Source organism: Intrasporangium zincisolvens, from assembly GCF_034724055.1.
Classification (GTDB): Bacteria; Actinomycetota; Actinomycetes; order Actinomycetales; family Dermatophilaceae; genus Monashia; species Monashia zincisolvens.
On record NZ_JAWIIL010000001.1, the window covers coordinates 728,891 to 752,502 of the forward strand.

The window sequence follows — 23,612 nt, forward strand, 5'->3', positions numbered from 1 at the left end:
CGGGTTCTTCCCCGGCCCACGCCAACGGAGGTCACCGTGAGTTACACCGCCGACAGCGCCGTCGACGCCACACCAGGCTCGGCCCCGAAGCGCGATCGCACCCACTTCCTGTACATCGCCGTCATCGTGGCGATGGTCGCCGGCATCCTCGTCGGCTGGGCCTTCCCCGAGGTGGGCAAGAGCCTCAAGCCGCTCGGCACCGGGTTCGTCAACCTCATCAAGATGATGATCACGCCGATCATCTTCTGCACGATCGTGCTCGGCATCGGTTCGGTCCGGAAGGCCGCCCAGGTCGGCAAGGTCGGCGGTCTCGCCCTCGGCTACTTCATCGTCATGTCGACCGTCGCGCTCGGCATCGGCCTCGTCGTCGGCAACATCGTGCACCCCGGTGACAGCCTCAACCTCACCGCTGCCGTCGCCGAGTCCGGCACGTCGCAGGTCGCCGCCGAGGCCGAGGGCGCCGTCGACTTCGTCCTCGGGCTCATCCCCGACACGCTGGTGTCGGCCCTGACGTCGGGCTCGGTGCTCCAGGCTCTGCTCATCGCGCTCCTCGTCGGCTTCGCGCTGCAGAAGATGGGCAAGCAGGGCGAGCCGATCCTCACCGGCATCAAGCACCTCGAGCGTCTCGTCTTCCGCCTCATGGCGATGATCATGTGGGCCGCCCCGATCGGCGCCTTCGGCGCGATGGCCGCCCTCGTCGGCGCCACCGGCATCGGCTCGCTCAAGAGCCTCGGCCTGCTCATGGGCGCGTTCTACGCGACGTGTGCGATCTTCGTCTTCGCCTTCCTCGGTACGATCCTCAAGCTCGTCACCGGGATGAACGTCTTCTCGCTGCTGAGGTACCTCGCCCGCGAGTTCCTGCTCATCCTGTCGACGTCGTCGTCCGAGTCGGCCCTGCCGCGCCTCATCGCCAAGATGGAGCACCTCGGCGTCTCGCGTCCCGTCGTCGGCATCACCGTGCCGACCGGCTACTCGTTCAACCTCGACGGCACGGCCATCTACCTGACGATGGCGAGCCTGTTCATCGCCGAGGCCATGGACAAGCCGTTCAGCATCGGCCAGCAGATCGGCCTGCTCGTCTTCATGATCATCGCGAGCAAGGGCGCCGCGGGCGTCAGCGGCGCGGGCCTGGCCACCCTCGCCGGGGGCCTGCAGTCGCACCGCCCCGACCTCGTGCCGGGCGTCGGCTTCATCGTCGGCATCGACCGCCTCATGAGCGAGGCGCGCGCCCTGACGAACTTCGCCGGCAACGCCATCGCGACCGTCGTCATCGGGACGTGGGTCGGCGAGTTCGACCGCGACAAGGCCGGGCGCGTCCTGTCGGGCCAGCTGCCCTTCGACGAGGCCCGGATGGTCGACTCCGACGACGACACGACGCCGGACGCGTCGGTGCCCGACCCGTCCCGCGACCGTACGACCGAGGGCGAGCTCGTCGGCGCCCGCTGACCTCCCGCTCACCTCTCACCGACGCGCACCGGCGCGGCCGCACAGGCCGCGCCGGTGCTGCCGTGTGCTGCCGTGACGAGCCTCACGGTCCCTCCGGGCACCCCGAGCACCGTTGCCGGGTATGGGTTTTCGTGGTGCCTACGGCGGACCCGACTGTCTGTCAAGGGTGCCGTTTTGCGTATCACGGGAACCTTCGGCACAGTTGAAGGTCGAACGAAAGCTCTGAGAAACCGAAACGTGAGGAGACTGGCGGCACCCCTCGTCGGGTGCCGTCGACGACGTATGGCCTTGATGACCGGAACCACCGACGAGACCACGCAGGAGTCGCGCGACGCCCTGCACCCCGCACTCGAACCACCACCCGTCAACCACGACGACGCGGCGCCGTCGCGGCTCGACAAGCCCGTCTTCTGGGTGTCGGCCGCCGTCGCCATCGGCTTCGTCGTCTGGGGCGCGCTCGGCACCGACAGCCTGAGCACGAGCGCCTCGGGCGGGCTCGACTTCGTCGTGCACAACACCGGCTGGCTCTTCTCCCTCGTCGCCTCCGGCTTCGTCGTGTTCGTCATCTGGCTCGCCGCGAGCCGGTACGGCAACATCCCGCTCGGCGGCGACGGCGAGGAGCCGGAGTTCCGCACCTCTTCGTGGGTCGCGATGATGTTCTCCGCCGGCATGGGCATCGGCCTGATGTTCTACGGCGTCACCGAGCCGGTGAGCCACCTCGTGACGCCGCCCCCGGGCACCGGCGCGGCGGGCAACCCCGCCGCCGTGCAGCACGCGATGGCCACGACGATGTTCCACTGGTCGCTGCATCCGTGGGCCATCTACGCCGTCGTCGGCCTCGCCGTCGCGTACGGCGTCTTCCGCAAGGGCCGCCTGCTGCTCATCAGCTCGGCCTTCGCCCCGCTCTTCGGCGAGAAGCGCGCCAACGGTGCGGCCGGCAAGGTCATTGACATCTTCGCGATCTTCGCGACGCTGTTCGGCTCGGCCACTTCGCTCGGCCTCGGCGCCCTGCAGATCGGCTCCGGCCTCGAGATCGTCGGCGGCATCGGCAAGGTCGGCAACGGCCTGCTCATCGGCATCATCGTCGTGCTGACGATCGCCTTCATCCTCTCGGCCGTCTCGGGTGTCGCCAAGGGCATCCAGTGGCTCTCGAACATCAACATGGTGCTCGCCGTCGCGCTCGCCCTCTTCGTGTTCGTCGTCGGCCCGACGATCTTCATCCTCAACCTGCTGCCGACGACGATCGGCTCATACGTCCAGGACCTCGCGATGATGTCGGCCCGCACCGACGCCGCGGGCGGCGCCGGCATGAAGGACTGGCTTGCCAGCTGGACGATCTTCTACTGGGCCTGGTGGGTCAGCTGGACGCCGTTCGTCGGCATGTTCATCGCCCGCATCTCGCGTGGCCGCACCATCCGCCAGTTCGTCACGGGCGTGCTGCTCGTCCCGTCGGTCGTCTCGCTCATCTGGTTCGCCATCTTCGGTGGCGCCGGCATCTGGCAGCAGCAGCACGGCCAGGACATCGGCGGCCAGTCCTCGGCCGAGGGCTCGCTCTTCACGATGCTCGGCAACCTGCCCTGGCCGACCGTCACCGCGGTCGTCGTCATGGTCCTCGTCGCGATCTTCTTCGTGTCGGGCGCGGACGCCGCGTCGATCGTCATGGGCACGCTCTCGGAGAAGGGCACCCTCGAGCCGTCGAAGAAGACCGTCATCTTCTGGGGCGCGGCCACCGGTGCCGTCGCCGCGATCATGCTGCTGCTCGGTGGTGAGGATGCGCTCTCGGGCCTGCAGAACGTCACGATCGTCGCGGCCCTGCCCTTCCTCGTCATCATGGTCGGACTCGCCGCGGCCCTCGTGAAGGACCTGTCGCGCGACCCGCAGGTGGTGCGCCGCCGGTACGCGGTGGCCGCCGTCGAGCACGCGGTCGTCACCGGCGTCAGCGAGCACGGCGACGACTTCACCCTCAGCGTGCAGGAGTCCGCGCCCGGTGAGGGCGTCGGCGAGCTCGTGCCGACCGAGTGGTCGGAGGACGCCGCTGCGCCGACGGGTGCCGACGCCGAGGTCGCGAAGGACGTCGACGAGAGCACCGAGCGCGTCGGAGCCTCGATGCGCCTCTGAGGCCTGCCGATCCACGACGCCGCCCCGGCGGATGCTGCCCCGCAGCGTCCTCCGGGGCGGCGTCGTTCCTCAGGTCCTCGAGAGCGCGGGAAGTGCGCCGTGGCGGAGTTGGCGCGGTGTTCGGGCGGGATTCGGCACGGAAACTTCGCCATGGCGCAGTTGGGGCGGTCAGCCCCGGCCTCAGCGGAACTCGGCGAGCAGGTCGGGGCTGATCTCGTCCATGACCTCGTAGGCGCGCGCCACCGGCACGTCGACGACGTCGTAGTGCGACGTGCCGGCCGCGGTCGTCGCGACGAGCGTGGCCACCCCGGCCCGGCGCTGGAAGAACGACCGGCGCACGGTCCAGCCGATGACGCCGTCGCGCTCGAGGGCGACGCGGTGCCGGTCGAGCGAGCCCTCTCGCACGACCAGGTGGCGCGGCGTGACGCGGTGCCCGAGGCCGGCGTACCGGTCGACGCCGAGCCACGCGGCGAGGCCGAGCAGAACCGGCGCGGTCGCGTACCAGCCGGCCGGCGCGCCGGTGGTCGAGCGCAGCACGGCGAGCGCCACGAGGACGATGAGGGTCGGCACGAGGGTGCGGGTCAGCCTGCGTCGCAGGGCAGCCCGTCCGTGCTGCTGTAGAGGCGCGGTCACGGCGTCGTCGTCCTCGACCACGTCGGTGGCGACGCGGACGACGTCGGCCGCGGGCGCCGGTGGCACGAGCCAGTCGGCGCCGCCGCGCTCGCGGAGCAGCCCGGTGGTGACCACCTTCAGTCGCCGCGCGCCGACGAGGCGCAACCCGGCCGGCTCGTCGACCTGCACGCCGCGCACCCGGCCGTGGTCGATGCTCGTCTCGCGGGTCGTCAGCAGACCCCGGCGGGTGTGCAGGCTGCCGAGCCGGTTGCGGGTGAGGCGGAAGCCCCAGAAGTTGAGGACGTACGCGACGGCGGCGAGCACCGACACGACGGCGAGCAGGAGCAGCACGTCGACCCAGATCGCGAGTCCGCGGACCCATTCGGTGCCCGAGGCGATGACCTCGCCCTGGTCGCGCACCCGCCCGACGGCCTGGAAGAGGAAGCCGACGCCGGCCGCCGCGGTGGCGATGCCGGTCAGCGTGAAGGGCGCGTAGCGGACCCAGCCCGGGTCGAGCCGGACGAGCTCCTCGTCGGTGGGAACAGGCGTCGCCGACACGTCAGCCGCGACGGGCGCGCCTGTGGGAGCGGGGAGCCCGGTGACGGCAGGGTCGATCCGGTGCAGCAGCTCGGCCCGCAGCCGTCGCCCCTCGTCGACCCGCAGAGAGTCGAGTACGAGGCGGTCGCGCTGGCCCCCGCCCGTCGAGATCTCGACCTTGGCCAGGCCGAGGACGCGGTGGTACACCCGGGCCGTGAGGTCGACGGTGCGGACCTTGTCGAGCTGGGCCGTCGTCGTCTGCTTGTTGAGCAGGCCGCGCCGCAGCTCGATGCGGCCGCCGGTGATCCGGTAGCGCGTCGTGAACCAGCGCAGCACCCCGAAGGCGACGATGAGCGGCAGGGCGTAGATCTCCCACGGCTGGTCGCTGTTCGAGTTCGCGCGGGCCACGAGCAGCGCCAGCAGGGCCGGCAGCAGCCGCACGACGGTCTCGACCGGATGGACGAGCAGCATCCGCGCGTCGAGGCGACGCCACTCGGTCTCGGGGGCGGAGTCCGAGGGCGCCGCGTCGGTCACGTCGCGTCGCCCTTCTCGAGGACGGCCGCGGCCGACAGCGTCTCGACCAGCTCGGTGGCGACGGGCAGGTCGAGGGCGTGGATGCGCAGCGGCCCGGCGGCCGACGCGGTCGTCACGGTCACCGACGCGAGGCCGAGCAGCTGGGCGATGGGTCCGCGCTCGAGGTCGACGGTCTGCACCCGGCTCATCGGCGCGATCCGGCGCTCCTGGCGCACCCAGCCGGTCTGCGTGTAGATGGCCCGCCCGGTGGCCTCCCACCGGTGCACCCGCCAGCGCCAGCGCGGCATGACGAGCACGTACGCCGCGGACACGAGCAGCCACGCCGCCCCGACCAGCCAGTGCACGCCACGGTCGGCGTCGTCGTCGACGATCCACCAGACGACCTGGGCCACGAGCAGTCCGGTGACGGGCACGAGCGCCTCGACCGTCCAGAGGGTCACGGCGCGGCGTGAGACGAGGTTGGCCGGGGCGCGGAGGGTCGTTGCCTCCTCGGTCTGCATGGGCCCACGGTGCCACACGACGGTCCTCAGGCGGCGAGCGGTGCCTCGGCGCTGGACTCGACGAGACGCGCGTACCGGCCCCCGCGGGCGAGCAGCGTGTCGTGGTCGCCGAGCTCGACGACGCGGCCGTGGTCGAGCACCGCGATCTGGTCGGCGTGGCGGACCGTCGAGAGCCGGTGCGCGATCGTCACCGTGGTGCGTCCGACCATGAGCCGGTCGATCGCCGCCTGGACCTCGCGCTCGGTCTCGTTGTCGAGAGCACTCGTGGCCTCGTCGAGCACGAGGACGCGCGGGTTGCGCAGCAGGGTGCGGGCGATGGCGAGGCGCTGCTTCTCGCCGCCGGAGAACCGGTGGCCGCGGGCGCCGACGACGGTGTCGAGGCCGTCCGGCAGGTCAGCCACGAGGGGTGCCACCTGGGCGGCGGCGAGCGCGCGCCAGAGGTCGTCGTCCGTGGCGTCCGGCGCGGCGAGCAGGAGGTTCTCGCGGATCGAGGCATGGACGAGGTGGGTGTCCTGCGACACGACGCCGACGACGCCCGCCAGGTCGGCGGCGGCGAGGTCGCGCACGTCGACGCCGTCGATGCTGACGCGTCCGGCGACCGGGTCGTGCAGGCGGGGCAGCAGCGTGGCGAGGCTCGACTTGCCCGAGCCGGTCTCGCCGACGAGGGCGAGCGTCGTGCCCGCGGGTACGTGGAGCGACACGTCGGCGACGGCGTCGACGCGTCCGTCGTGGCTCACGGTGACGGCGTCGAAGCGGACGTCGCCGCGGGCCGTCCCCGGGTCGAGGGGCACCGGGCGCGTCGGCTCGGGCACGTCGACGGTGAGGTCGAGGTAGCCGAAGATCCGGCTGAAGACCGCCATCGAGGTGACCCACTGCGCGCCGACGTCGAGCAGGCCCATGAGCGGGCGGAAGATCGCGCCCTGCAGGCTCGTGAAGGCGATCAGCGTGCCGATGGTCATGCCGCCCGACGTCGCGGGGAAGCCGGCGGCGAGGTAGATGAGGGCCGGGATCGCGGCGAAGACGATCTGCATCGTCGCCATGCGCCACCGGCCGGCCAGCTGTGAGCGCAGCTCGAGGTCGATGAGGTCGGCCGAGGTGTCGGTGAAGCGCGCGGCCGTGGCCGCCCCGGCGCCGAGCGTCTTGACGAGGGTGGCGCCGCCGATGCTGAGGCTCTCCTCGACCTGGCTGTGCAGGTCGGCGAGGCGGCGTTGCTGGCGGGCGGTGACGTCGCGGCGCAGGAGGGCGACGCGTCGGGTCATCCACACGGCGGGCGGCACGACGAGCAGCGACAGCAGCGAGAGCCGCGGGCTCAGGGCGACCATGGCGAGGGCGGTGGCGACGGCGGTCGTGACGTTGCTCGCGACGCCGGTGGCGCTGTTGGTGATGACCGCCTGCATGCCGCTGACGTCGTGGGTGAGGCGCGACTGCACCTCGCCGCCGCGGGTGCGGGTGAAGAAGGCGAGCGACTGGCGCTGCAGGTGGCGGAAGACGTCGGTGCGCAGGCCGTGCATGACGCGCTGGCCGACGCTCGTCGTCAGCCAGGTCTGGACGACGCCGAGCAGCTGGCTCACGACGGTGACGCCGAGCATGCCGGCGACGGCGAGCAGCAGGAGGCGGACGTCGCGGTGGGGGAGGGCGTCGTCGATGACGGTGCGCAGCAGGAACGGCTGGGCCATCGAGACGACGGACACGACGACGATGAGCGCCGTGACGACGGCGACGGTGGCGCGGTGGGGGCGGAAGAGGGCGGCGACGCGTCGCACCGACACGGGCGACTCGTCCAGCTGGGCACGGTCCTCGGCGGTGGCGCGCTGCGGCCCACGGCGGGTGTTCTGGGGGCGATCCAAGCGATCACGCTCCGTTCAGGTCGAAGAATATAATGAGGTTACCTCACAATGAGGCAGCACGACAAGATCGACCGTATGCTGTGCCCATGCACGACGCCGGGCGCCCCGACGCCGATCCCTCGCTCGACGAGCTCCTGGTCGGCGCCGCCCGCGCCCTGCGCCGCCGGTGGGCCGCGGGCCTCGGGCCCGACCTGACGCCCCACGACGCCCGGGCGCTGCGCGTCATCGGCCACCACGGACCGACGCGTCTCGGCGTCGTCGCCGACCACCTGCGCATCGCGCCCCGCTCGGTCACCGACGTCGTCGACCGCCTCGAGCAGCGCGGCCTCGTGACCCGGGCGCCCGACCCCGCGGACCGGCGCGCGCTCACCGTCTCGCTCACCGACAGGGGCGAGTCCGTCCTCGCCGAGGTCGACGAGGCCCGCCGCGTCGAGTCCGCCGACTTCTTCGGCATCCTCAGCGAGCGTGAGCGGGCCTCTCTCGCAGCGATCCTCACCCGTCTCGAGGCGCCGCGGGCGTGACCCGGTGCCCTAGAGTGGGTCGCCGCGCCGGGGCAGCACGGCCGCTGCACGCGTCGAGTCGAAGGTGAGGCACATGTCGGGTCTGGTCATGGTCGAGGGGCTGCCCGGCTCGGGCAAGAGCACGACGGCGCACGAGGTCGGCACCTGGCTGGCCGGTCAGGGCGCCGCCGTCGAGCAGTGGCCCGAGGGGCGCACCGACCACCCGGTCGACCTCGAGCAGGTCTCGGTGCTGACCAACGAGGACGTCGTGCGGCTGCTCGCCGAGATGCCGTCCGCCGCCGACGGCTTCATCCGCACCGCCGAGCGGGCCGGCGACGCCTGGCTCGTCCGGCTCGGCCAGCACCCCGAGCTGCCCGCCGACCTCGTCGAGCGTCTCCGCCGGCACGACGGCTACGACGGCGACGTGACGCCCGAGCTGCACAGCCGCGTCCTCACCGACAGCTGGCAGCGCTACGGCGCCCGCCCGCCCCGCGCGGCGGTCCAGGTGTGGGAGTGCGTCCTGCTCCAGAACCCGGGGTGCGCGTTCGTCGCACGCTTCGACGAGCCGGCGTCGGTCCTCGAGGCGCACGTCCGCGGCCTCGTCGCCGCCGTGTCGGCCCACGCGCCCGTGCTCGTCTACCTCGACGCCGGCGACCCCGAGCCGGTGCTGCGCCGGGCCGCGGCCGAGCGTCCGGCCTCGTGGCTGGAGGCCGTCGTCGAGTACCACACGCGGCAGGGCTGGGGCCTCGCGCGCGGCCTCGAGGGCTTCGAGGGCTACGTCGAGTTCATGCGGCACCGCCGCGAGGTCGAGCTCGACCTGCTCCCGCGCCTCCCGCTGCCCACGCTGGTCGTCCGCACCGACACCGGGTCGTGGGACGAGCACACCGACCGCATCCGTGCCTTCGTCGGCGGGCACCTCGGCATCGGGGCCGCCGGGGCCGCCGGGACCGCCGGGACCGCCGGGACCGCCCCCGAGCCGGAACGGGCCGCCTGAGCCCATGCCCCTCCACTCGGTCGAAGCGCTCCTCGACGACTCCACCACGGCGGAGGTGCGGCGCGAGTGGGAGTTGCTCGCCGCGGCGGGGCTGCCGAGCCAGGCGGGTCACACGGGGCCGACGAACGCGCCGCACCTGACGCTGTCGGTCGCGAGCGCGGTGCCCGACTTCGTCGAACGGCGTCTCGCCGAACGTGTCGCCGGGCTCCTGCCGCTGCCGGTGCGGCTGGGCGGCCTGCTCGTGCTCGGGTCGCGGCGGTTCGTCCTCGCGCGGCTCGTCGTGCCCGACGCCGGCCTGCTCGCCCTCCACGGCGCCGTGGCCGAGACCATGGTGGCCTGCCCCGACGTGCCCGAGCAGGTGCGCGCCGGGCGCTGGACGCCGCACGTGACTCTCGCGCGCGGCCTCGGGTCACGTCAGGTCGGGGAGGCGCTCGCCGCTCTCGGCCGCACGCGCCCGGTCGACGGGGCCGTCGCGTCGGTGCGCCGGTGGGACCCCGACGCCGGACGCGCGTGGGGCCTCGCCGGCTGAGGCGTCCCTACGATGGGCCCATGGCTCTCGAACTCGGCCTCGACACGTTCGGCGACATCGCGAACGGCCCCGACGGACAACCGTTGCACCCAGCGGTCGTGCTGCGCGAGGTCCTCGCCGAGGGCGAGCTCGCCGACCGGCTCGGCCTCGACTTCTTCGGCGTCGGCGAGCACCACCGGCCCGACTACGCCGTCAGCGCGCCCGACACCCTGCTCGCGGCCCTCGCGACGCGCACCGAGCGGATCCGGCTCGGCACGTCGGTGACGGTGCTGTCCTCCGACGACCCGATCCGTGTCTTCCAGCGCTTCTCGACGGTCGACGCCGTGTCCAACGGCCGGGCCGAGATCACCGTCGGCAGAGGCTCGTTCATCGAGTCGTTCCCGCTGTTCGGCCTCGACCTGTCCGACTACGAGACCCTCTTCGAGGAGAAGCTCGACCTGCTCGCCGCCGTCGTCGCCGAGCAGCCGGTGCGGTGGGAGGGCTCGATCCGGCCGCCGGTCCAGGTCGACCGGGTCATGCCGGCCACCGAGTCGGGGCGGCTGCCCGTGTGGGTCGGCGTCGGCGGCACCCCGCAGTCGGTCGTGCGGGCCGCGCACTACGGGTTCCCGGTCGTCATCGCCATCATCGGCGGGGCGTCGCGGCAGTTCGCGCCGCTCGCCGACCTCTACCGCCGGGCGCTGTCGGAGATGGGCAAGCCCGAGCTGCCGATCGGTGTGCACTCGCCGGGCTACGTCGCGGCCACCGACGAGCAGGCCGTCGAGGAGTTCCTCCCGCACTTCCTGCCGTACATGAACAAGCTCGGTCGTGAACGCCGCTGGGCGCCGATGACCAAGGAGCAGGCCCTGGGCCAGCTCGGGCATGACGGCGCGGTGTACTGCGGGTCGCCCGAGACCGTGGCCGCCAAGATCGTCGACACGCTGCAGGTGCTCGGGGCCTCGCGCTTCCAGCTCAAGTACTCGATGGGCACCCTGCCTCACGAGCAGCGCGCGGAGTGCATCCGGCTGTACGCCGAGGAGGTCGTGCCGCGGGTGCGCGAGCAGCTCGGCTGAGGCGTCGATGAGGGTCGCGCTGCTCGGGATGGGCTCGCGCGGCGACGTGCAGCCGTTCGTCGCGCTCGCCCCGCACCTGTCCGCGCTCGGCCTCGAGCCGTTCGTCGTCGCTCCCGCGGACTTCCGGTCGTTCGTCGAGGGTCACGGGGTCGCGTTCGAACCGCTGTCGTTCGAGGTGCGCCCGGGCGTCGAGTCCGACCTCGGCCGCCGCTGGCTGCGCGGCTCGTCGACCAACCAGGTGCGCGAGGCCGCGCTGATGCGCCGGGTCGTCGCGTACACGGCCGACGAGCTCGGTGCCGACGTGGCGCGGGTGGTCGGGATGGCCGACGCCGTGGTGTCGAGCGCCCTCACCTTCGACGCCGTCGCGAGCCTGTGCGCCCGCGACGGGCGCCCGCACGTGTTCGCGACCTTCCAGCCGGTCTGGCCGTCGCGGTACGGGCCGTCGTCGTCGTTCGCCCTGCGGCCGGGCTCGCCGTCGGCGCTCAACCTCGGCTGGGGCTGGCTCGCCGCCCATGCGGCATGGTCGATCTTCCGCCAGCCGGGCGACCGGATGCGCCGCCGGATGAACCTGCCCCGCAAAGGTTTCCGCGGATACGTGCTTGACGCGAGACGCACGCCGACGCTGCTCGCCGCCAGCCCGCACGTCGTGCCGCCCGCGCCCGACTGGCCCGAGACGCTGACCCAGACCGGATGGTGGTTCCGCCCCGACGCACCCGCCTGGCAGCCACCGGACGCCCTCGCGTCGTTCCTCGACGCCGGCGACCCGCCCGTGCACCTGGGCTTCGGCTCGATGCCGACCCACGACCCGGCGTCCGTGCTGCGCTCGTTCCTCAACGCGCTGCGACGGGTCGGTCGCCGGGGGATCGTCAGCGCGGGGTGGGCGCAGCTGGGCCGCGACGGCGTGGAGCCCGGCGACCTGCCGGCGACGGTTCTCGGCATCGAGGGCGCGCCGCACGAGTGGCTCTTCCCGCGGTGCGCCGCGGTTGTCCACCACGGCGGGGGAGGCACGACCGCTGCCGCGTTCCGGGCCGGCGTGCCGCAGGTCGTCGTGCCCCACATCGCCGACCAGCCGTACTGGGGCCGACGCGTCCAGGCCCTGGGATGTGGCCCGGCACCGCTGCCGCGCAAGAACTTCCACGCCACGGCGCTGACCGCGGCGCTCGAGGAGGCGCTGGCTCCCTCGTCGGTCGAGGCCGCCCGGCGACTGGGACGACTCGTCGACGCGGAGGACGGCGCCGCCGACGCCGCACGCGTCGTCGCCGCCGTCCTCACTCGGTGATGCAGCGCGGGTGGCGTCAGCCGGCGGCCTTGCTCAGGACGGCGGAGAGCTGCTTCTCGACGGCGGGTGTCAGCTTCAACAGGGCGAAGGCGACAGGCCAGGCGTCGCCGTCGTCGAGGGCGGCCGGGTCGTTGAACCCGAGCGTCGAGTAGCGCGCCTTGAACTTCGCGGCCGGCTGGAAGAAGCAGACGACCTTGCCGCCCTTCGACCACGACGGCATGCCGTACCAGGTGCCGGGCACGAGGTCGGGCGCGGCCTTCTCGACGAGGGCCAGGACACCCTCGGCCATCACGCGGTCCTCATCGACCATCTCGGCGATCTTCGCGAGCAGCTGGGCCTTCGCCTCGGCCGGGTCGGCACCCTTCCGCCGGGACGCCTTGACCTCGTTCGCGCGCTCCTTCATCGCCGCCTTCTCGTCGTCGGTGAAGGCCGGGCTGGTCCGCTTCGTCGTGGTGCTCATCGCTTGGGTGTCCCCTCTGTCGTGGTGGTGTGTGTCCAGTCTCGGGCGCCGGGTGCTGTCGGCGCTTCTCGATTCCTGACCGATGCCCGATGCGTCCCGAAACCGCCTCCCGGGGTGGGGGAGACGCATGGGCGGATAGCGCGCGATCGACGCGTTCGTGGACCAAAGCCGCCGGCTGACCGGTTCGGCGGTGCGCCTCCGGACCCGGTCGTAGCCTGCCGAGAGGGGGAGTTAGGGGGAGGAAGGGAACTCCGGCGTCGCCGACGACCGAGGGTCGAGTACTCAGGAGGAACACGCATGAGAAGCGCCATGGGAAGTGCCAGGAAACGCCGCGGCATCGCCGTCGCCGCCACGGTCGTCGCCGTCGTGGCAGGCCTCTGGGGTGGGGCCCCGGCAGGAGCCCACGACGACGGTCCACGGGTCGTCGCGTCGGGACTCAACAACCCGAGACAGCTCGCCTTCAGCCCGGGTGGCCAGCTCTACGTCGTCGAGGCCGGCCTCGGCGGCAAGGGGCCGTGCCAGCCCGGCGGGCCCGAGATGGGGGATGTCTGCTTCGGCCTCACCGGCTCGGTGGCGAAGGTCGGCAGGCACGGCATCACCCGCGTCGTCCAGGGCCTGCCGTCGCTGGGCGGCAGCGACGTCATCGGGCCCAGCGACATCACGTTCACGGGCAACCACCGCTTCGCCCTGTCGATCGGGCTCGGCGGCAGCCCCGCCTACCGTGCTGGGTTCGGCACTGCTGCAAAGCTGCTCGGCACCGTCGTCACCGGCGACCTGCGCCACCCGGGCGCCGGCGTGAAGCGGGTCTTCGACGTCGCGAAGTACGAGAAGCGGGCGAACCCGGACGGCACCGACGTCGACAGCAACGCCGTGGGCCTCGCACGCAAGGGCGACGGCTTCGTCGTGGCCGACGCGGGTGGCAACGACATCGTCTCGACGCGTCACGGCGGGTCCACGGTCGCGGTGCTGGGGCCCGTGCCGACGACGAAGGCCGCCCAGGGGCTCCCCGTCGGGTTCCCGGCCGACGCCGTGCCGACCGATGTCGTCAAGGGTCCGGACGGTGCCTGGTACGTCTCGCAGCTCGTCGGATTCCCCTTCGAGGCGGGGGCGTCGACGATCTGGCGCGTCGTGCCGGGTCACCAGCCCAAGGCCTACGCCACCGGGCTGACCAACGTCACGTCGCTGGCGTTCGACGAACGCGGCCGGCTCTACGCCGTCGAGCTGTCGGCGACCGGCCTGCTGTCGGGTGGTCCCGGCGATCTCGTTCGCGTCAAGCCGTGGTCGAGCTCGCACCGCGTCGTCGCCGGCGGCCTCTCGCTGCCCTACGGCGTCGCGATCCGCGGTGACTCCGCGTACGTCACGACGTGCAGCACGTTCTGCCCGCCGGGTGCCGGCCAGGTCATGAAGGTGAGCCTGCACCGCTGACCCACCGTTCGAGGTGCCTGCGCGGTCGATCGGCCGCGCAGGCACCTCGAACCATGCGATTCAGAGGCGGGCGGCGAGCTCGGTGCCCTGCCGGATGGCCCGCTTGGCGTCGAGCTCGGCGGCCAGCCCGGCACCACCGATGACGTGGACCGGCACGCCGAGGCCCTCGAGCGTGGCCGCGAGCCCGTCGACGGACTCCTGACCGGTGCACAGCACGACGGTGTCGACGTCGAGCACCTGCGGATCGGTGCGGTCCGGGCCGTGCGTGATGTGCAGCCCAGCGTCGTCGACGCGCTCGTAGTTGACGCCGACGTGATGCTGGACTCCCTTGGCCTTCAACGCGGCCCGGTGCACCCAGCCCGTCGTCTTGCCGAGCCCCTTGCCGATCGGGGTGTCCTTGCGCTGGAGCAGGTGCACCTCCCGGGGCGACGCCTCGGGCCGCGGGTCGACGAGGCCGCCGCGTGACGCGTCGGGCGACCCGACACCCCACTCGGCCATCCACTGCTCGACGGTGAGGGGCGAGGCCGTGTGGGTGAGGAACTCCGCCACGTCGACGCCGATGCCACCGGCACCCATGACCGCGACGCGTCGGCCGACCGGGGCCTCGCCACGCACCGCGGCCGCGTAGGTGACGACCTTCGGGTGGTCGATGCCGGGCACGTCGGGGATCCGGGGCTCGACGCCGGTGGCGACGACGACCTCGTCGAACTCGGTGAGGTCGGCCGCCTCGGCCCGGCGGCCGAGGTGCACCTTGACGCCGGTCAGCTCGAGGCGTCGCCGGTAGTAGCGGATCGTCTCGGCGAACTCCTCCTTGCCGGGGATGCGCATCGCGATGGCGAACTGGCCGCCGACGTCGTCGCCGGCCTCGAACAGCTCGACGCGGTGGCCGCGCTCGGCGAGCGACGTGGCCGCGGCGAGCCCCGCCGGGCCGGCGCCGACGACCGCGACCGACTTGGCGCGACGCGTCGGGGCGAGGACGAGGACGGTCTCGTGGGCCGCGCGCGGGTTGACGAGGCACGTCGCGGTCTTCTTGGCGAAGGTGTGGTCGAGGCAGGCCTGGTTGCACGCGATGCACGTGTTGATCTCGTCGGCGCGGTCCTGCTCGGCCTTGCGGACCCACTCGGGGTCGGCGAGGAAGGGGCGCGCCATCGAGACGAGGTCGGCGCTGCCGTCGGCGAGGGTCTGCTCGGCGAGGTCGGGCATCGTGATGCGGTTGGAGGCCACGACGGGGATCGAGACCTCGGGCCGCAGCTTCGCCGTCACCCGGGTGAAGGCGCCGCGCGGCACCGACGTGACGATCGTCGGCACGCGGGCCTCGTGCCAGCCGATGCCGGTGTTGATGATCGTCGCGCCCGCTGCCTCGACCTCGCGCGCCAGGGCGACGACCTCGTCCCACGACTGGCCGTCGGGCACGAGGTCGAGCATCGAGAGGCGGTACACGACGACGAAGTCCTCGCCGGCCGCCTCGCGCACGGCCCGCACGACCTCGACGGGCAGGCGGCGTCGGTTCTCGGGGGAGCCGCCGTAGCGGTCGGTGCGCTGGTTGGTCCGCGGCGCGAGGAACTGGTTGAGGAGGTAGCCCTCGGAGGCCATGATCTCGACGCCGTCGTAGCCGGCCTCGCGCGCCAGGCGCGCGCAGCGGGCGTAGGCGCGCACGGTGCGCTCGACGCCGCGGGTCGACAGGGCGCGCGGCGTGAACGGGGTGATGGGGGCCTTGAGCCGGCTCGGGGCGACCGACGCCGGGTGGTAGGCGTAGCGTCCGGCGTGCAGGATCTGCAGTGCGATCTTCCCGCCCTCGCGGTGCACGGCGTCGGTGATGCGGCGGTGTCTGCGCGCCTGTCGCGACGTGATCAGCGCCGATCCGCCCGGGTAGAGGCTGCCCTCGAGGTTCGGCGCGAAACCGCCGGTGACGATGAGACCCGCGCCGCCGCGGGCCCGCTCGGCGAAGTACGTGGCGAGCCGGTCGAGGTCGCGGGCCCGGTCCTCGAGGCCCGTGTGCATGGAGCCCATGACGACGCGGTTGCGCAGCGTCGTGAAGCCGAGGTCGAGGGGTTCGAGCAGGTGCGGGTACGGGCTCACCCGCTCGAGGGTAGCCGCGGTTACCGCCGGGTAGTGATCCGCGCGGCACACGTCACAATGACGGGGTGACCTCCTCGACACCCTCGACGCCAGAGCACCTCGACGTCCTCGTCGTCGGCGCCGGCCTGTCCGGGATCGGTGCTGCGTACCGCGTCCAGACGATGCTGCCCGGCCGCTCGTACGCGGTGCTCGAGGCCCGTGACGCCATCGGCGGCACGTGGGACCTCTTCCGCTATCCCGGCGTGCGCTCGGACTCCGACATGTACACCCTCGGCTTCCCGTTCGAGCCGTGGCCCGAGGGCGACGCGATCGCCGACGGTGCGAGCATCCTCGACTACATCCGTCGCACCCGCCGCGAAGTACGGCATCGACGAGCGGATCCGGCTGGGGCACAAGGTCGTCGCCGCGTCGTGGTCGAGCCGTGACGCGCGGTGGACGGTCACGGTCGAGCACGCGGGGCGTCGGTCGACGCTCACCTGCCGGTTCCTGCACCTGTGCAGCGGCTACTACGACTACGAGCAGGGCCACACGCCGGAGATTGCGGGTCGTGACGCCTATGCCGGTCGGGTCGTGCACCCGCAGTCCTGGCCGGACGACCTCGACGTCACCGGCCGCTCGGTCGTCGTCATCGGCTCGGGCGCCACGGCCGTCACGCTCGTGCCGGCGCTCGCCGACCGCGGCGCCCACGTGACGATGCTGCAGCGCAGCCCGTCGTGGGTCGTGCCGCTCGCCCGCCGCGACCGCGTGGGCGACGCTCTCCGGGGGGCCCTGCCGGATGGCGTCTCGGGTACGGCGGTGCGCTACAAGAACGTCCTGACGGCCGGGGCGTTCTACCAGCTGAGCCGCCGACGGCCGGCACTGACGCGTCGGCTGCTGCTGCGCGGGGCCGAGCGGGCCCTGGGGTCGGCGGGCACCGTCGCCGAGCACTTCACCCCGGCCTACGACCCGTGGGACCAGCGGATCTGCTTCGTGCCCGACGGCGACCTCTTCGACACGGTGCGCGCCGGGCGTGCCGAGGTCGTCACCGACACCATCGAGACGTTCACCGGGCACGGGCTGCGGCTGGCCTCGGGGCGCGAGCTCGAGGCTGACGTCGTCGTCACCGCCACCGGGCTGACGCTCAAGGTGGCCGGAGGCATCGAGTTCGACGTCGACGGCGAGACGCGGTCGACCCGCGACCTCGTCGTGTACCGGGGGCTGATGTTCGGTGACGTGCCGAACCTCGCCGTCTGCGTCGGCTACGTCAATGCGTCGTGGACGCTGCGGGCCGACCTCGCGTCGCGCTACGTGTGCCGGCTCGTCGACCACATGGACCGCCACGGCTGGCGGGTCGCGGTGCCCCGGCCGCCCTCGGGGATGTCCGAGAGTGCGCTGCTGCCGCTGTCGTCCGGCTACGTGACCCGGGCCGCGGATCTGCTCCCGCGGCAGGGCGACCGTGCGCCGTGGCTGATGCGCCAGAACTACCTGCTCGACCGGCGCGACCTGTTGCGCGGTGACGTCACCGAGGCGATGGAGTTCTCCCGCTGAGCGCGTGAGAGGCATGCCCGCATGCACGTGGGCACCGACGTCGCGGTCGTCGTGGTCGGCACGGGCATCGCCTCCGCGACTCCGAACCGGACACCCTCGTGGTCCGGGGCGCCACCCAGGCCGGGCGCGCCGCGCCACGCCCCTGACCAGACCCCGCACGCGCTCTGCATTGCTCCGCCACGTGGACCACGCAGTGACCGACGGTGCCCCATGACCAGTGGCTCACGTGGTGGAGCAACGCAGAGGAGACGGTGGGTGCCTCCGGCGAGGGTCCGGTTCCCCGGCCCGTCACGGCTGCTCGGAGCCGGATGCGCGCCATTCCGGGTCGAGGTCGACGGGGTCGCCGACGCGGATCGTGCCCGAGCCGAGGAGTCGGAACACCGTGCCCGCGCGGTCGTGGAGGGCACGCGCGGCGCCCGGACCGAGCTCGTCGTCGAGAAGCCGGCACGGTGCGGCCACCCGGACCACCTCGAGGTCGACGTCGCCGATGCGAATGCGCTCGCCGGGACGTCGGGGCACCTCGGCGCCGCTGATCGTGACGTTGCGCCGCGTCAGCCCCGGGTCGACGGGGCGTCCGAGGTCCGTGGCGGCTGCCTGGAGAGCCTCGATCGCCTGCACCGTGACGTGCCGGTGCCGGCTGCCGTGGTACCGGTCGCCGACGAGCCCGGCCCCCGCCTCGGCCTCGACGCTCTCGACCGACCGGGTCGGCAGGCGTCGGGCCTTGGCGACGTGGATGGCCACGACCGTGGGGCTCACCCACCCACCTCGATGCGTCCGGAGACCGCACCGGCGTCGGCGAGCTCGCGCAGCCGCGTCACGGTCCGCTCACGCAGCGTCCACGGGTCGATGGTGTTGACGTAGATCTTCGTGCCGCCCTCGAAGCCGGCGAGCGTCGAGATGCGCCACTTGATGACCGCGCGCAGGGGGATCGGCACGTCGACCGACGGCGGGCGGTGGTGCCACTCCTCGTTCGAGGGCACGTGGACGCCGGTCGCGGCCTGGCAGGCGTGGACGAGGTCGGAGAACTCGCGGACCTGCTCGTCGGACAGCTCCCACGGGCACGGTTCCCCGTCGAGCACGTGCACGACGAGCGCCGGGTAGCGGTGCCCCACGCCGGCGAAGGCGACGGCGTGCTCGGTGCGGGCCACGACCAGCCCCTGCTCCTCGGCGTACTGCGCGCCCCAGCGCAGGAAGAGGTCGGGCTCGCGGCGGACGCGCCGCACCTCGACCTCCTTCTGCGCGCTGAGCTCGTCGATCGCGACGACCTGCTTGTGCAGGTGGTCGAACGAGGCGCCCGACGCCGCGAGCCAGTTCTGGAACACGGACACGTACCGGGCATGCGGGTTGCCACGGTAGAGGTCGCGCATGGCCTCGATACTGAGCCGGACGTACTGTTCGTGCTCGTCGGGGGTCAGGGTGCCGGACGAGGCCAGCTGCGTGTCGTCGGTCGCGCCGTCGACGTAGTGGCGCCGGGCGATGACCACCTGGTGGTTACCCGCGAAGAGGCCCACGGCCTCCCGGTCGAGGTCGTCCTCGGCCAGCGGTTCGGCATCGGCGCCGTGAGCGCCTCTGGCGCGCATGCGAATCCGCGCCAGCCCGGTGACGTGAGCACGGCCGGCCGGCGTGGCCAGGTAGGCCTCGCGGTGCGCCTGCGACTCCGGGGTCGGCTCGAACCCATGGGTCAGGTGCCAGTAGTCGTAGCTGAGGATCTCGAAGAGGTTGGGGATGAGCCGGAACTCCGCGACGCTGTCGTCGAGCTGCTCGGCGAGCAGCCCGCGCCGCTGGGTCCACCCCGCGTCGGTGCGCACGAGCCGGGCGATCTCCGGCGTCGTCTCGAGCTTGCGTCCGGCGCAGAAGGCGCAGTGCTGGTCGTGGTCGTCCGGGTCGATCGGTAGCGGGACCCGGTTCGGGACGCCGATCGGCCGGGCCGCGCGCCCCGGCAGCGTCCACACCTTGGTGCCGGTGAGGGGGTTGACCTGCTTGACCGTGCCGTCGGGCAACCGGGTCAGGGGGTGCAGGATCGGGCGGAGCGATGGCTGGCTCACCCCTCCAGACTAGGTGGGCTAGCGTCGGTGCGTGGCCGCCGTCGACACCACCCACCCCTACCTCGACCCCAGCCTCGGCGTGGAGCAACGCGTCGCAGACCTCCTCGGGCGCATGACGCTGCCGGAGAAGGTCGGGCAGATGCTCCAGCTCGACGCCCGGGGCGAGCTCGAGGACGTCGTCCTGACGCGGCTCGCCGGCTCGATCCTGCACGCGTCGCCCGAGCGGATGCTCGAGGCCATCGAGCTCGTCGGCCGCACCCGGCTGCAGATCCCGCTCCTCACGGCCGACGACGCCATCCACGGCCACTCGTTCTGGCCCGGCGCCACGATCTTCCCGACGCAGCTGGCCATGGCCTGCTCGTGGGACCCCGACCTGCTCGAGCAGGCCGCCCGCGCCACCGCCGTCGAGGTCGCGGCCACCGGCATCCACTGGACCTTCTCGCCCGTCCTCTGCATCACCCGCGACCTGCGCTGGGGCCGGGTCGGCGAGACGTTCGGCGAGGACCCGCACCTCATCGGCGAGCTCGGCGCGGCCATGGTCCGCGGCTACCAGGGTGACGGGCTCACCGACCCTACAGCGGTGCTGGCCTGCGCCAAGCACTTCGCCGGCTACTCCGAGACCCAGGGCGGCCGCGACGCGAGCGAGGCCGACCTGTCGCGCCGCAAGCTCACCTCGTGGTTCCTGCCGCCGTTCGAGCGCGCCGTCCGCGAGGGCTGCCGCACCGTCATGCTCGGCTACCAGGCCATCGACGGCGTGCCCGTCACCGCCAACGGATGGCTGCTCGACGACGTCCTCAAGGGCGAGTGGGGCTTCACCGGCACCCTCGTCACCGACTGGGACAACGTCGGCCGGATGGTCTGGGAGCAGAAGGTCTGCGCCGACGACGTCGAGGCCGCGACCGTCGCGGTCCGGGCCGGCAACGACCTCGTCATGACGACCGCGCAGTTCTTCGAGGGCGCCCAGGAGGCCGTCGCCCGAGGGCTGCTCGACGAGGCGGCCATCGACGACGCCGTCCGCCGCGTCCTGCGCCTCAAGGTCGAGCTCGGCCTCTTCGAGGACCCGCGCGCCCCCGACGCCGCCCGGCAGGCCACGGTCATCGGCTCCGACGCGCACGCGGCCCTCAACCTCGACGTCGCCCGCCGCTCGCTCGTCCTGCTCACCAACGACGGCTCGCTGCCCTTCGAACCCGACCACGCCGCCGCCTCGCCCCGCACCGTCGCCGTCATCGGCCCCAACGCCGACGACCCGCAGGCGAACCTCGGCGACTGGGCCGGCGCGTCGGGGCAGGTGGACTGGATGCCCGACGGCCACCCGCGCGAGACGGTCGAGACCGTCCTCGACGGCTTCCGGGCCGTCGCGCCGCCCACATGGACCGTGCCGCACACCCGCGGTGCCGACATCGAGGTGCTCGTGCCCGATCCCGACGGCCCGACCTTCCCCGACGGACAGCCGCGCCCACCCGTGTCGGCGCCCGCGCCCGTCGACACCGACCAGCTGGCCGAAGCCGTCGCCGCGGCCCGCGCGGCTGACCTCGCCGTCGTCGTCCTCGGCGACACCGTGGCGCTCACCGGCGAGGGCTGCTCGACGGCCACGCTCGACCTCCAGGGTGGTCAGGTGGCGCTGCTCGACGCGCTCGTCGATGCCCTCGAGGGCACCGACGTCCCGCTCGTCCTCGTGCTGCTCCACTCCAAGCCGAACGTCCTGCCGCCCAGTGCTCTTCGCGCGTCGGCGATCGTCGAGGCGTTCAATCCGGGGATGCGCGGCGGCCTTGCGGTCGCCGAGCTCGTCCTCGGCCGCATCGACCCCTCGGGCCGGCTCCCCGTCTCCGTGCCCCGCCACGTCGGCCAGCAGCCGACCTACTACAACCAGGTGCGCGGCCAGCACGGCCACCGCTACGCCGACCTCACCCAGGACCCGCAGTTCGTCTTCGGCGACGGCCTCTCGTACACGACCGTCGAGTGGTCGGACCTCACCCTCGACGCCACCGACCTCGACGTCGAGGGCACGGTCACGGCCCACGTCACGCTGACGAACACCGGCACACGTCCGGCGCACGAGGTCGTGCAGGCGTACGTCGCCGATGTCGTCACGAGCGTCACGTGGGCAGCCAAGGAGCTCAAGGCGTTCCGTCGCACCACGGTGCCTCCCGGGCAGTCGGTCGTCGCCGACGTGCAGGTGTCGGTCGCGGCGTGCACCATCGTCGACGCAGCGGGTCGCCGCGTCGTCGAGCCGGGCGAGTTCGAGCTCCTGGTGGGCCCGACGTCGCGCGACGCCGACCTGCTCCGCGCTCCCTTCACCGTCCGTCACCCCGACCACGCAGGAGCCCGATGATGCGCGCCGCCCGAGTCGCCACCCTCGACGGACCGACGTCCCTCCGCGTCGAGGAGGTCGAGGCCCCGACCGTCGCGCCGGGGCACGTCCTCGTCGACGTCCACGAGGCTGGCGTGGCCTTCCCGGACGTGCTCCTGACCCGCGGGCTCTACCAGATGCGCCCCGACCCGCCCTTCACGCCGGGCGCCGAGTGCGCGGGCGTCGTCAGCGCGGTTCCCGAGGACAGCGCGTTCGCGGTCGGTGACCGCGTCGCAGCCTTCCCGGTGCTCGGTGCGTTCGCCGAGCAGGTCCTCGTACCAGAGGCGCTCGTCTTCCCGCTGCCCGAGTCGGTGTCCTTCCTCGCCGGCGCCGCGCTGCCGATGAACTACCTCACGGTCCACTTCGCCCTGACGCAGCGCGGGCGGCTCGAGCGCGGGGAGGTCGTCCTCGTCCACGGCGCCGCCGGCGGCATCGGCACGGCCGCGATCCAGCTCGCGCGGGCCATGGACGCCCGCGTCATCGCCGTCGTGTCCACGCAGGAGAAGGCGGCCGTGGCGCAGGCCGCGGGCGCGCACCACACCGTGCTGGCCGACGGCTTCCTCGACGCCACGCGCGAGCTGACCCAGGGCCGTGGCGTCGACGTCGTCGTCGACCCGGTCGGCGGCGACCGCTTCACCGACAGCATCCGCGCCCTCGCACCGGAGGGCCGGGTGCTCGTCATCGGCTTCACCGCCGGATCGATCCCCGAGGTCAAGGTCAACCGGCTGCTGCTCAACAACGTCAGCGTGGTCGGCGTCGGCTGGGGCGCTTTCTGGCAGAAGCGGCCCGAGTTCGTCCGCACCCAGTGGGACGCTCTGCAGCCCCTCCTCGAGCGCGGCCTGCTCGACCCGCCGATCGGCAGCCGCCACGCCCTCGACGACGTCGCCGCCGCCCTCACCGAGATCGACGAGCGGCGCGCCACCGGCAAGGTCACGATCACGGTCCGCGGGTCATGAGCCCGGCCGTGCCTCTGCGACGACGCACCCCCCGCTCGCCCCGACGCGTCCTCGTGACCGGTGGCGCGTCGGGCCTCGGGCTCGCGCTCGTGCGCGCCCTCGACGCCCGCGGCGACCGCGTCCTCGCCACCGACCTGCCGTCCGAGCGCCCCGGCGCCCTACCGGCGTCCGTCGGCTATCGGCGTCTGGACGTGCGCGAGGACGCCGACTGGGACGCCGCGCTCGCCCACGTGCGCCACACATGGGGCGGTCTCGACGTGCTCGTCAACAACGCGGGCGTCGCGGCCGGCGGCCGCATCGACGTCGCGACGATGGACGAGTGGCGCTGGATCGTCGACATCAACCTGCTCGGCGTCGTCCGCGGCTGTCGCACCTTCACGCCCCTCTTCAAGGAGCAGGGCAGCGGGCACATCGTCAACACGGCCTCGCTCGCGGGCCTCGTCCATGCGCCGGGGATGGCCGCCTACAACGCCGTCAAGGCCGGGGTCGTCGCGGTGAGCGAGACGCTCTCGCACGAGCTGGCGCCCCACGGCATCGCCGTCACCGTCGTGTGCCCGTCGTTCTTCCGCAGCGGCCTCGACGCGTCGTTCCAGGGCGCCGACGCCGAGATGGAGGATGCGGGACGCGCCATGGTCAGCCGCTCACGGCGCTCGGCCGACGAGGTGGCCGCCACCGTCGTGCGCGGCATCGACGCGCGACGGGACGTCGTGCTCACCGACGTCGACGGCCGGATCGCCTGGCGCGCCAAGCGTTTCGCGCGTCCGGCCTACACCGCCGTCATGAAGCGCGCGGCCAGGCGCGTGACCCCCGGCCGTTGACCCTCCG

20 protein-coding genes are annotated in these 23,612 nt (G+C 73.0%); 13 read left to right on the forward strand and 7 right to left on the reverse strand.

What is annotated here, in order from left to right:
- Positions 1 to 36 precede the first annotated feature (36 nt).
- Together RY076_RS03295 and RY076_RS03300 are read left to right on the forward strand one after the other, a co-directional pair.
- A complete protein-coding gene (locus tag RY076_RS03295) occupies positions 37 to 1,446 on the forward strand; it encodes a cation:dicarboxylate symporter family transporter (RefSeq protein ID WP_323096106.1) in 1,410 nt (469 codons plus the stop codon).
- A gap of 291 nt (positions 1,447 to 1,737) precedes the next feature.
- A complete protein-coding gene (locus RY076_RS03300; RefSeq protein WP_323096108.1) occupies positions 1,738 to 3,564 on the forward strand; it encodes a BCCT family transporter in 1,827 nt (608 codons plus the stop codon).
- A gap of 180 nt (positions 3,565 to 3,744) precedes the next feature.
- Here the strand turns inward: RY076_RS03300 and RY076_RS03305 are convergent, their stop codons facing one another.
- The 3 genes from RY076_RS03305 to RY076_RS03315 are packed head-to-tail and all read right to left on the reverse strand — an operon-like array spanning position 3,745 to position 7,594.
- A complete protein-coding gene (locus RY076_RS03305) occupies positions 3,745 to 5,247 on the reverse strand; it encodes a PH domain-containing protein (protein ID WP_323096109.1) in 1,503 nt (500 codons plus the stop codon).
- The gene (locus tag RY076_RS03310) at positions 5,244 to 5,747 is read right to left on the reverse strand and encodes a PH domain-containing protein (protein WP_323096111.1); all 504 of its coding nucleotides are present in this window, start codon (positions 5,745 to 5,747) and stop codon (positions 5,244 to 5,246) included. Before RY076_RS03310 ends, RY076_RS03305 begins: the two co-directional genes overlap by 4 nt.
- A 26-nt stretch (positions 5,748 to 5,773) precedes the next feature.
- Positions 5,774 to 7,594 (reverse strand): ABC transporter ATP-binding protein, encoded by a 1,821-nt coding sequence (locus RY076_RS03315; protein WP_323096112.1) that lies wholly within the window; start codon positions 7,592 to 7,594, stop codon positions 5,774 to 5,776.
- Between the two features lie 86 nt (positions 7,595 to 7,680).
- Between RY076_RS03315 and RY076_RS03320 the strand changes: the two genes are divergently transcribed.
- The 5 genes from RY076_RS03320 (at position 7,681) to RY076_RS03340 (ending at position 11,945) form a co-directional block, all read left to right on the forward strand.
- Positions 7,681 to 8,115 (forward strand): MarR family winged helix-turn-helix transcriptional regulator, encoded by a 435-nt coding sequence (locus RY076_RS03320; protein WP_323096114.1) that lies wholly within the window; start codon positions 7,681 to 7,683, stop codon positions 8,113 to 8,115.
- Between the two features lie 73 nt (positions 8,116 to 8,188).
- Positions 8,189 to 9,088, forward strand: coding sequence for a P-loop NTPase family protein (locus RY076_RS03325; protein WP_323096115.1), 900 nt, complete (start codon positions 8,189 to 8,191; stop codon positions 9,086 to 9,088).
- A 4-nt stretch (positions 9,089 to 9,092) separates the two neighbouring features.
- The gene (locus RY076_RS03330; RefSeq protein WP_323096116.1) at positions 9,093 to 9,617 is read left to right on the forward strand and encodes a 2'-5' RNA ligase family protein; all 525 of its coding nucleotides are present in this window, start codon (positions 9,093 to 9,095) and stop codon (positions 9,615 to 9,617) included.
- A 20-nt stretch (positions 9,618 to 9,637) separates the two neighbouring features.
- Positions 9,638 to 10,666: an LLM class flavin-dependent oxidoreductase gene (locus RY076_RS03335; protein WP_323096118.1), complete on the forward strand. Its 1,029-nt coding sequence runs from the start codon at positions 9,638 to 9,640 to the stop codon at positions 10,664 to 10,666.
- A gap of 7 nt (positions 10,667 to 10,673) precedes the next feature.
- Positions 10,674 to 11,945, forward strand: a complete 1,272-nt coding sequence (locus RY076_RS03340) for a glycosyltransferase (RefSeq protein ID WP_323096120.1) — start codon at positions 10,674 to 10,676, stop codon at positions 11,943 to 11,945.
- Between the two features lie 16 nt (positions 11,946 to 11,961).
- Here the strand turns inward: RY076_RS03340 and RY076_RS03345 are convergent, their stop codons facing one another.
- Positions 11,962 to 12,405: an iron chaperone gene (locus RY076_RS03345; protein WP_323096122.1), complete on the reverse strand. Its 444-nt coding sequence runs from the start codon at positions 12,403 to 12,405 to the stop codon at positions 11,962 to 11,964.
- Between the two features lie 309 nt (positions 12,406 to 12,714).
- Here RY076_RS03345 and RY076_RS03350 point away from each other — a divergent pair, with 309 nt between their 5' ends.
- The gene (locus RY076_RS03350) at positions 12,715 to 13,830 is read left to right on the forward strand and encodes a ScyD/ScyE family protein (protein ID WP_323096124.1); all 1,116 of its coding nucleotides are present in this window, start codon (positions 12,715 to 12,717) and stop codon (positions 13,828 to 13,830) included.
- 60 nt (positions 13,831 to 13,890) lie between these two features.
- Here the strand turns inward: RY076_RS03350 and RY076_RS03355 are convergent, their stop codons facing one another.
- The gene (locus RY076_RS03355) at positions 13,891 to 15,909 is read right to left on the reverse strand and encodes an NADPH-dependent 2,4-dienoyl-CoA reductase (protein WP_323096125.1); all 2,019 of its coding nucleotides are present in this window, start codon (positions 15,907 to 15,909) and stop codon (positions 13,891 to 13,893) included.
- 65 nt (positions 15,910 to 15,974) lie between these two features.
- On the opposite strand from RY076_RS03355, the gene RY076_RS03360 reads away from it, so the two are divergent.
- Complete coding sequence (locus RY076_RS03360; protein ID WP_323096127.1) at positions 15,975 to 16,334, forward strand: NAD(P)-binding protein; 360 nt, start codon at positions 15,975 to 15,977, stop codon at positions 16,332 to 16,334.
- A complete protein-coding gene (locus RY076_RS03365) occupies positions 16,228 to 17,436 on the forward strand; it encodes a flavin-containing monooxygenase (RefSeq protein ID WP_323096129.1) in 1,209 nt (402 codons plus the stop codon). Before RY076_RS03360 ends, RY076_RS03365 begins: the two co-directional genes overlap by 107 nt.
- A 288-nt stretch (positions 17,437 to 17,724) precedes the next feature.
- Here the strand turns inward: RY076_RS03365 and RY076_RS03370 are convergent, their stop codons facing one another.
- Both RY076_RS03370 and RY076_RS03375 read right to left on the reverse strand, forming a co-directional pair.
- Complete coding sequence (locus tag RY076_RS03370) at positions 17,725 to 18,192, reverse strand: MOSC domain-containing protein (protein WP_323096131.1); 468 nt, start codon at positions 18,190 to 18,192, stop codon at positions 17,725 to 17,727.
- Positions 18,189 to 19,481 carry a DUF4921 family protein gene (locus RY076_RS03375; protein WP_323096133.1) on the reverse strand — a complete coding sequence of 431 codons (1,293 nt, stop codon included), beginning with the start codon at positions 19,479 to 19,481 and terminating at the stop codon, positions 18,189 to 18,191. Before RY076_RS03375 ends, RY076_RS03370 begins: the two co-directional genes overlap by 4 nt.
- A gap of 31 nt (positions 19,482 to 19,512) precedes the next feature.
- Between RY076_RS03375 and RY076_RS03380 the strand changes: the two genes are divergently transcribed.
- The 3 genes from RY076_RS03380 to RY076_RS03390 are packed head-to-tail and all read left to right on the forward strand — an operon-like array spanning position 19,513 to position 23,605.
- Positions 19,513 to 21,813, forward strand: a complete 2,301-nt coding sequence (locus RY076_RS03380) for an exo-beta-d-1,3/1,6-glucosidase (protein WP_323096135.1) — start codon at positions 19,513 to 19,515, stop codon at positions 21,811 to 21,813.
- Positions 21,813 to 22,787, forward strand: a complete 975-nt coding sequence (locus tag RY076_RS03385) for an NADPH:quinone oxidoreductase family protein (protein WP_323096137.1) — start codon at positions 21,813 to 21,815, stop codon at positions 22,785 to 22,787. Before RY076_RS03380 ends, RY076_RS03385 begins: the two co-directional genes overlap by 1 nt.
- An 8-nt stretch (positions 22,788 to 22,795) precedes the next feature.
- Positions 22,796 to 23,605, forward strand: coding sequence for an SDR family NAD(P)-dependent oxidoreductase (locus RY076_RS03390; protein ID WP_323096139.1), 810 nt, complete (start codon positions 22,796 to 22,798; stop codon positions 23,603 to 23,605).
- Positions 23,606 to 23,612 lie beyond the last annotated feature (7 nt).

What these genes read in the sequence shown, in the direction of transcription:
- RY076_RS03300 (WP_323096108.1), top strand. Translation starts at nt 1,738, where the DNA reads ATGACCGGAACCACCGACGAGACCACGCAGGAGTCGCGCGACGCCCTG.
- RY076_RS03310 (WP_323096111.1), bottom strand. Translation starts at nt 5,747, where the DNA reads ATGCAGACCGAGGAGGCAACGACCCTCCGCGCCCCGGCCAACCTCGTC.
- RY076_RS03320 (WP_323096114.1), top strand. Translation starts at nt 7,681, where the DNA reads ATGCACGACGCCGGGCGCCCCGACGCCGATCCCTCGCTCGACGAGCTC.
- RY076_RS03325 (WP_323096115.1), top strand. Translation starts at nt 8,189, where the DNA reads ATGTCGGGTCTGGTCATGGTCGAGGGGCTGCCCGGCTCGGGCAAGAGC.
- RY076_RS03330 (WP_323096116.1), top strand. Translation starts at nt 9,093, where the DNA reads ATGCCCCTCCACTCGGTCGAAGCGCTCCTCGACGACTCCACCACGGCG.
- RY076_RS03335 (WP_323096118.1), top strand. Translation starts at nt 9,638, where the DNA reads ATGGCTCTCGAACTCGGCCTCGACACGTTCGGCGACATCGCGAACGGC.
- RY076_RS03340 (WP_323096120.1), top strand. Translation starts at nt 10,674, where the DNA reads ATGAGGGTCGCGCTGCTCGGGATGGGCTCGCGCGGCGACGTGCAGCCG.
- RY076_RS03345 (WP_323096122.1), bottom strand. Translation starts at nt 12,405, where the DNA reads ATGAGCACCACGACGAAGCGGACCAGCCCGGCCTTCACCGACGACGAG.
- RY076_RS03350 (WP_323096124.1), top strand. Translation starts at nt 12,715, where the DNA reads ATGGGAAGTGCCAGGAAACGCCGCGGCATCGCCGTCGCCGCCACGGTC.
- RY076_RS03385 (WP_323096137.1), top strand. Translation starts at nt 21,813, where the DNA reads ATGCGCGCCGCCCGAGTCGCCACCCTCGACGGACCGACGTCCCTCCGC.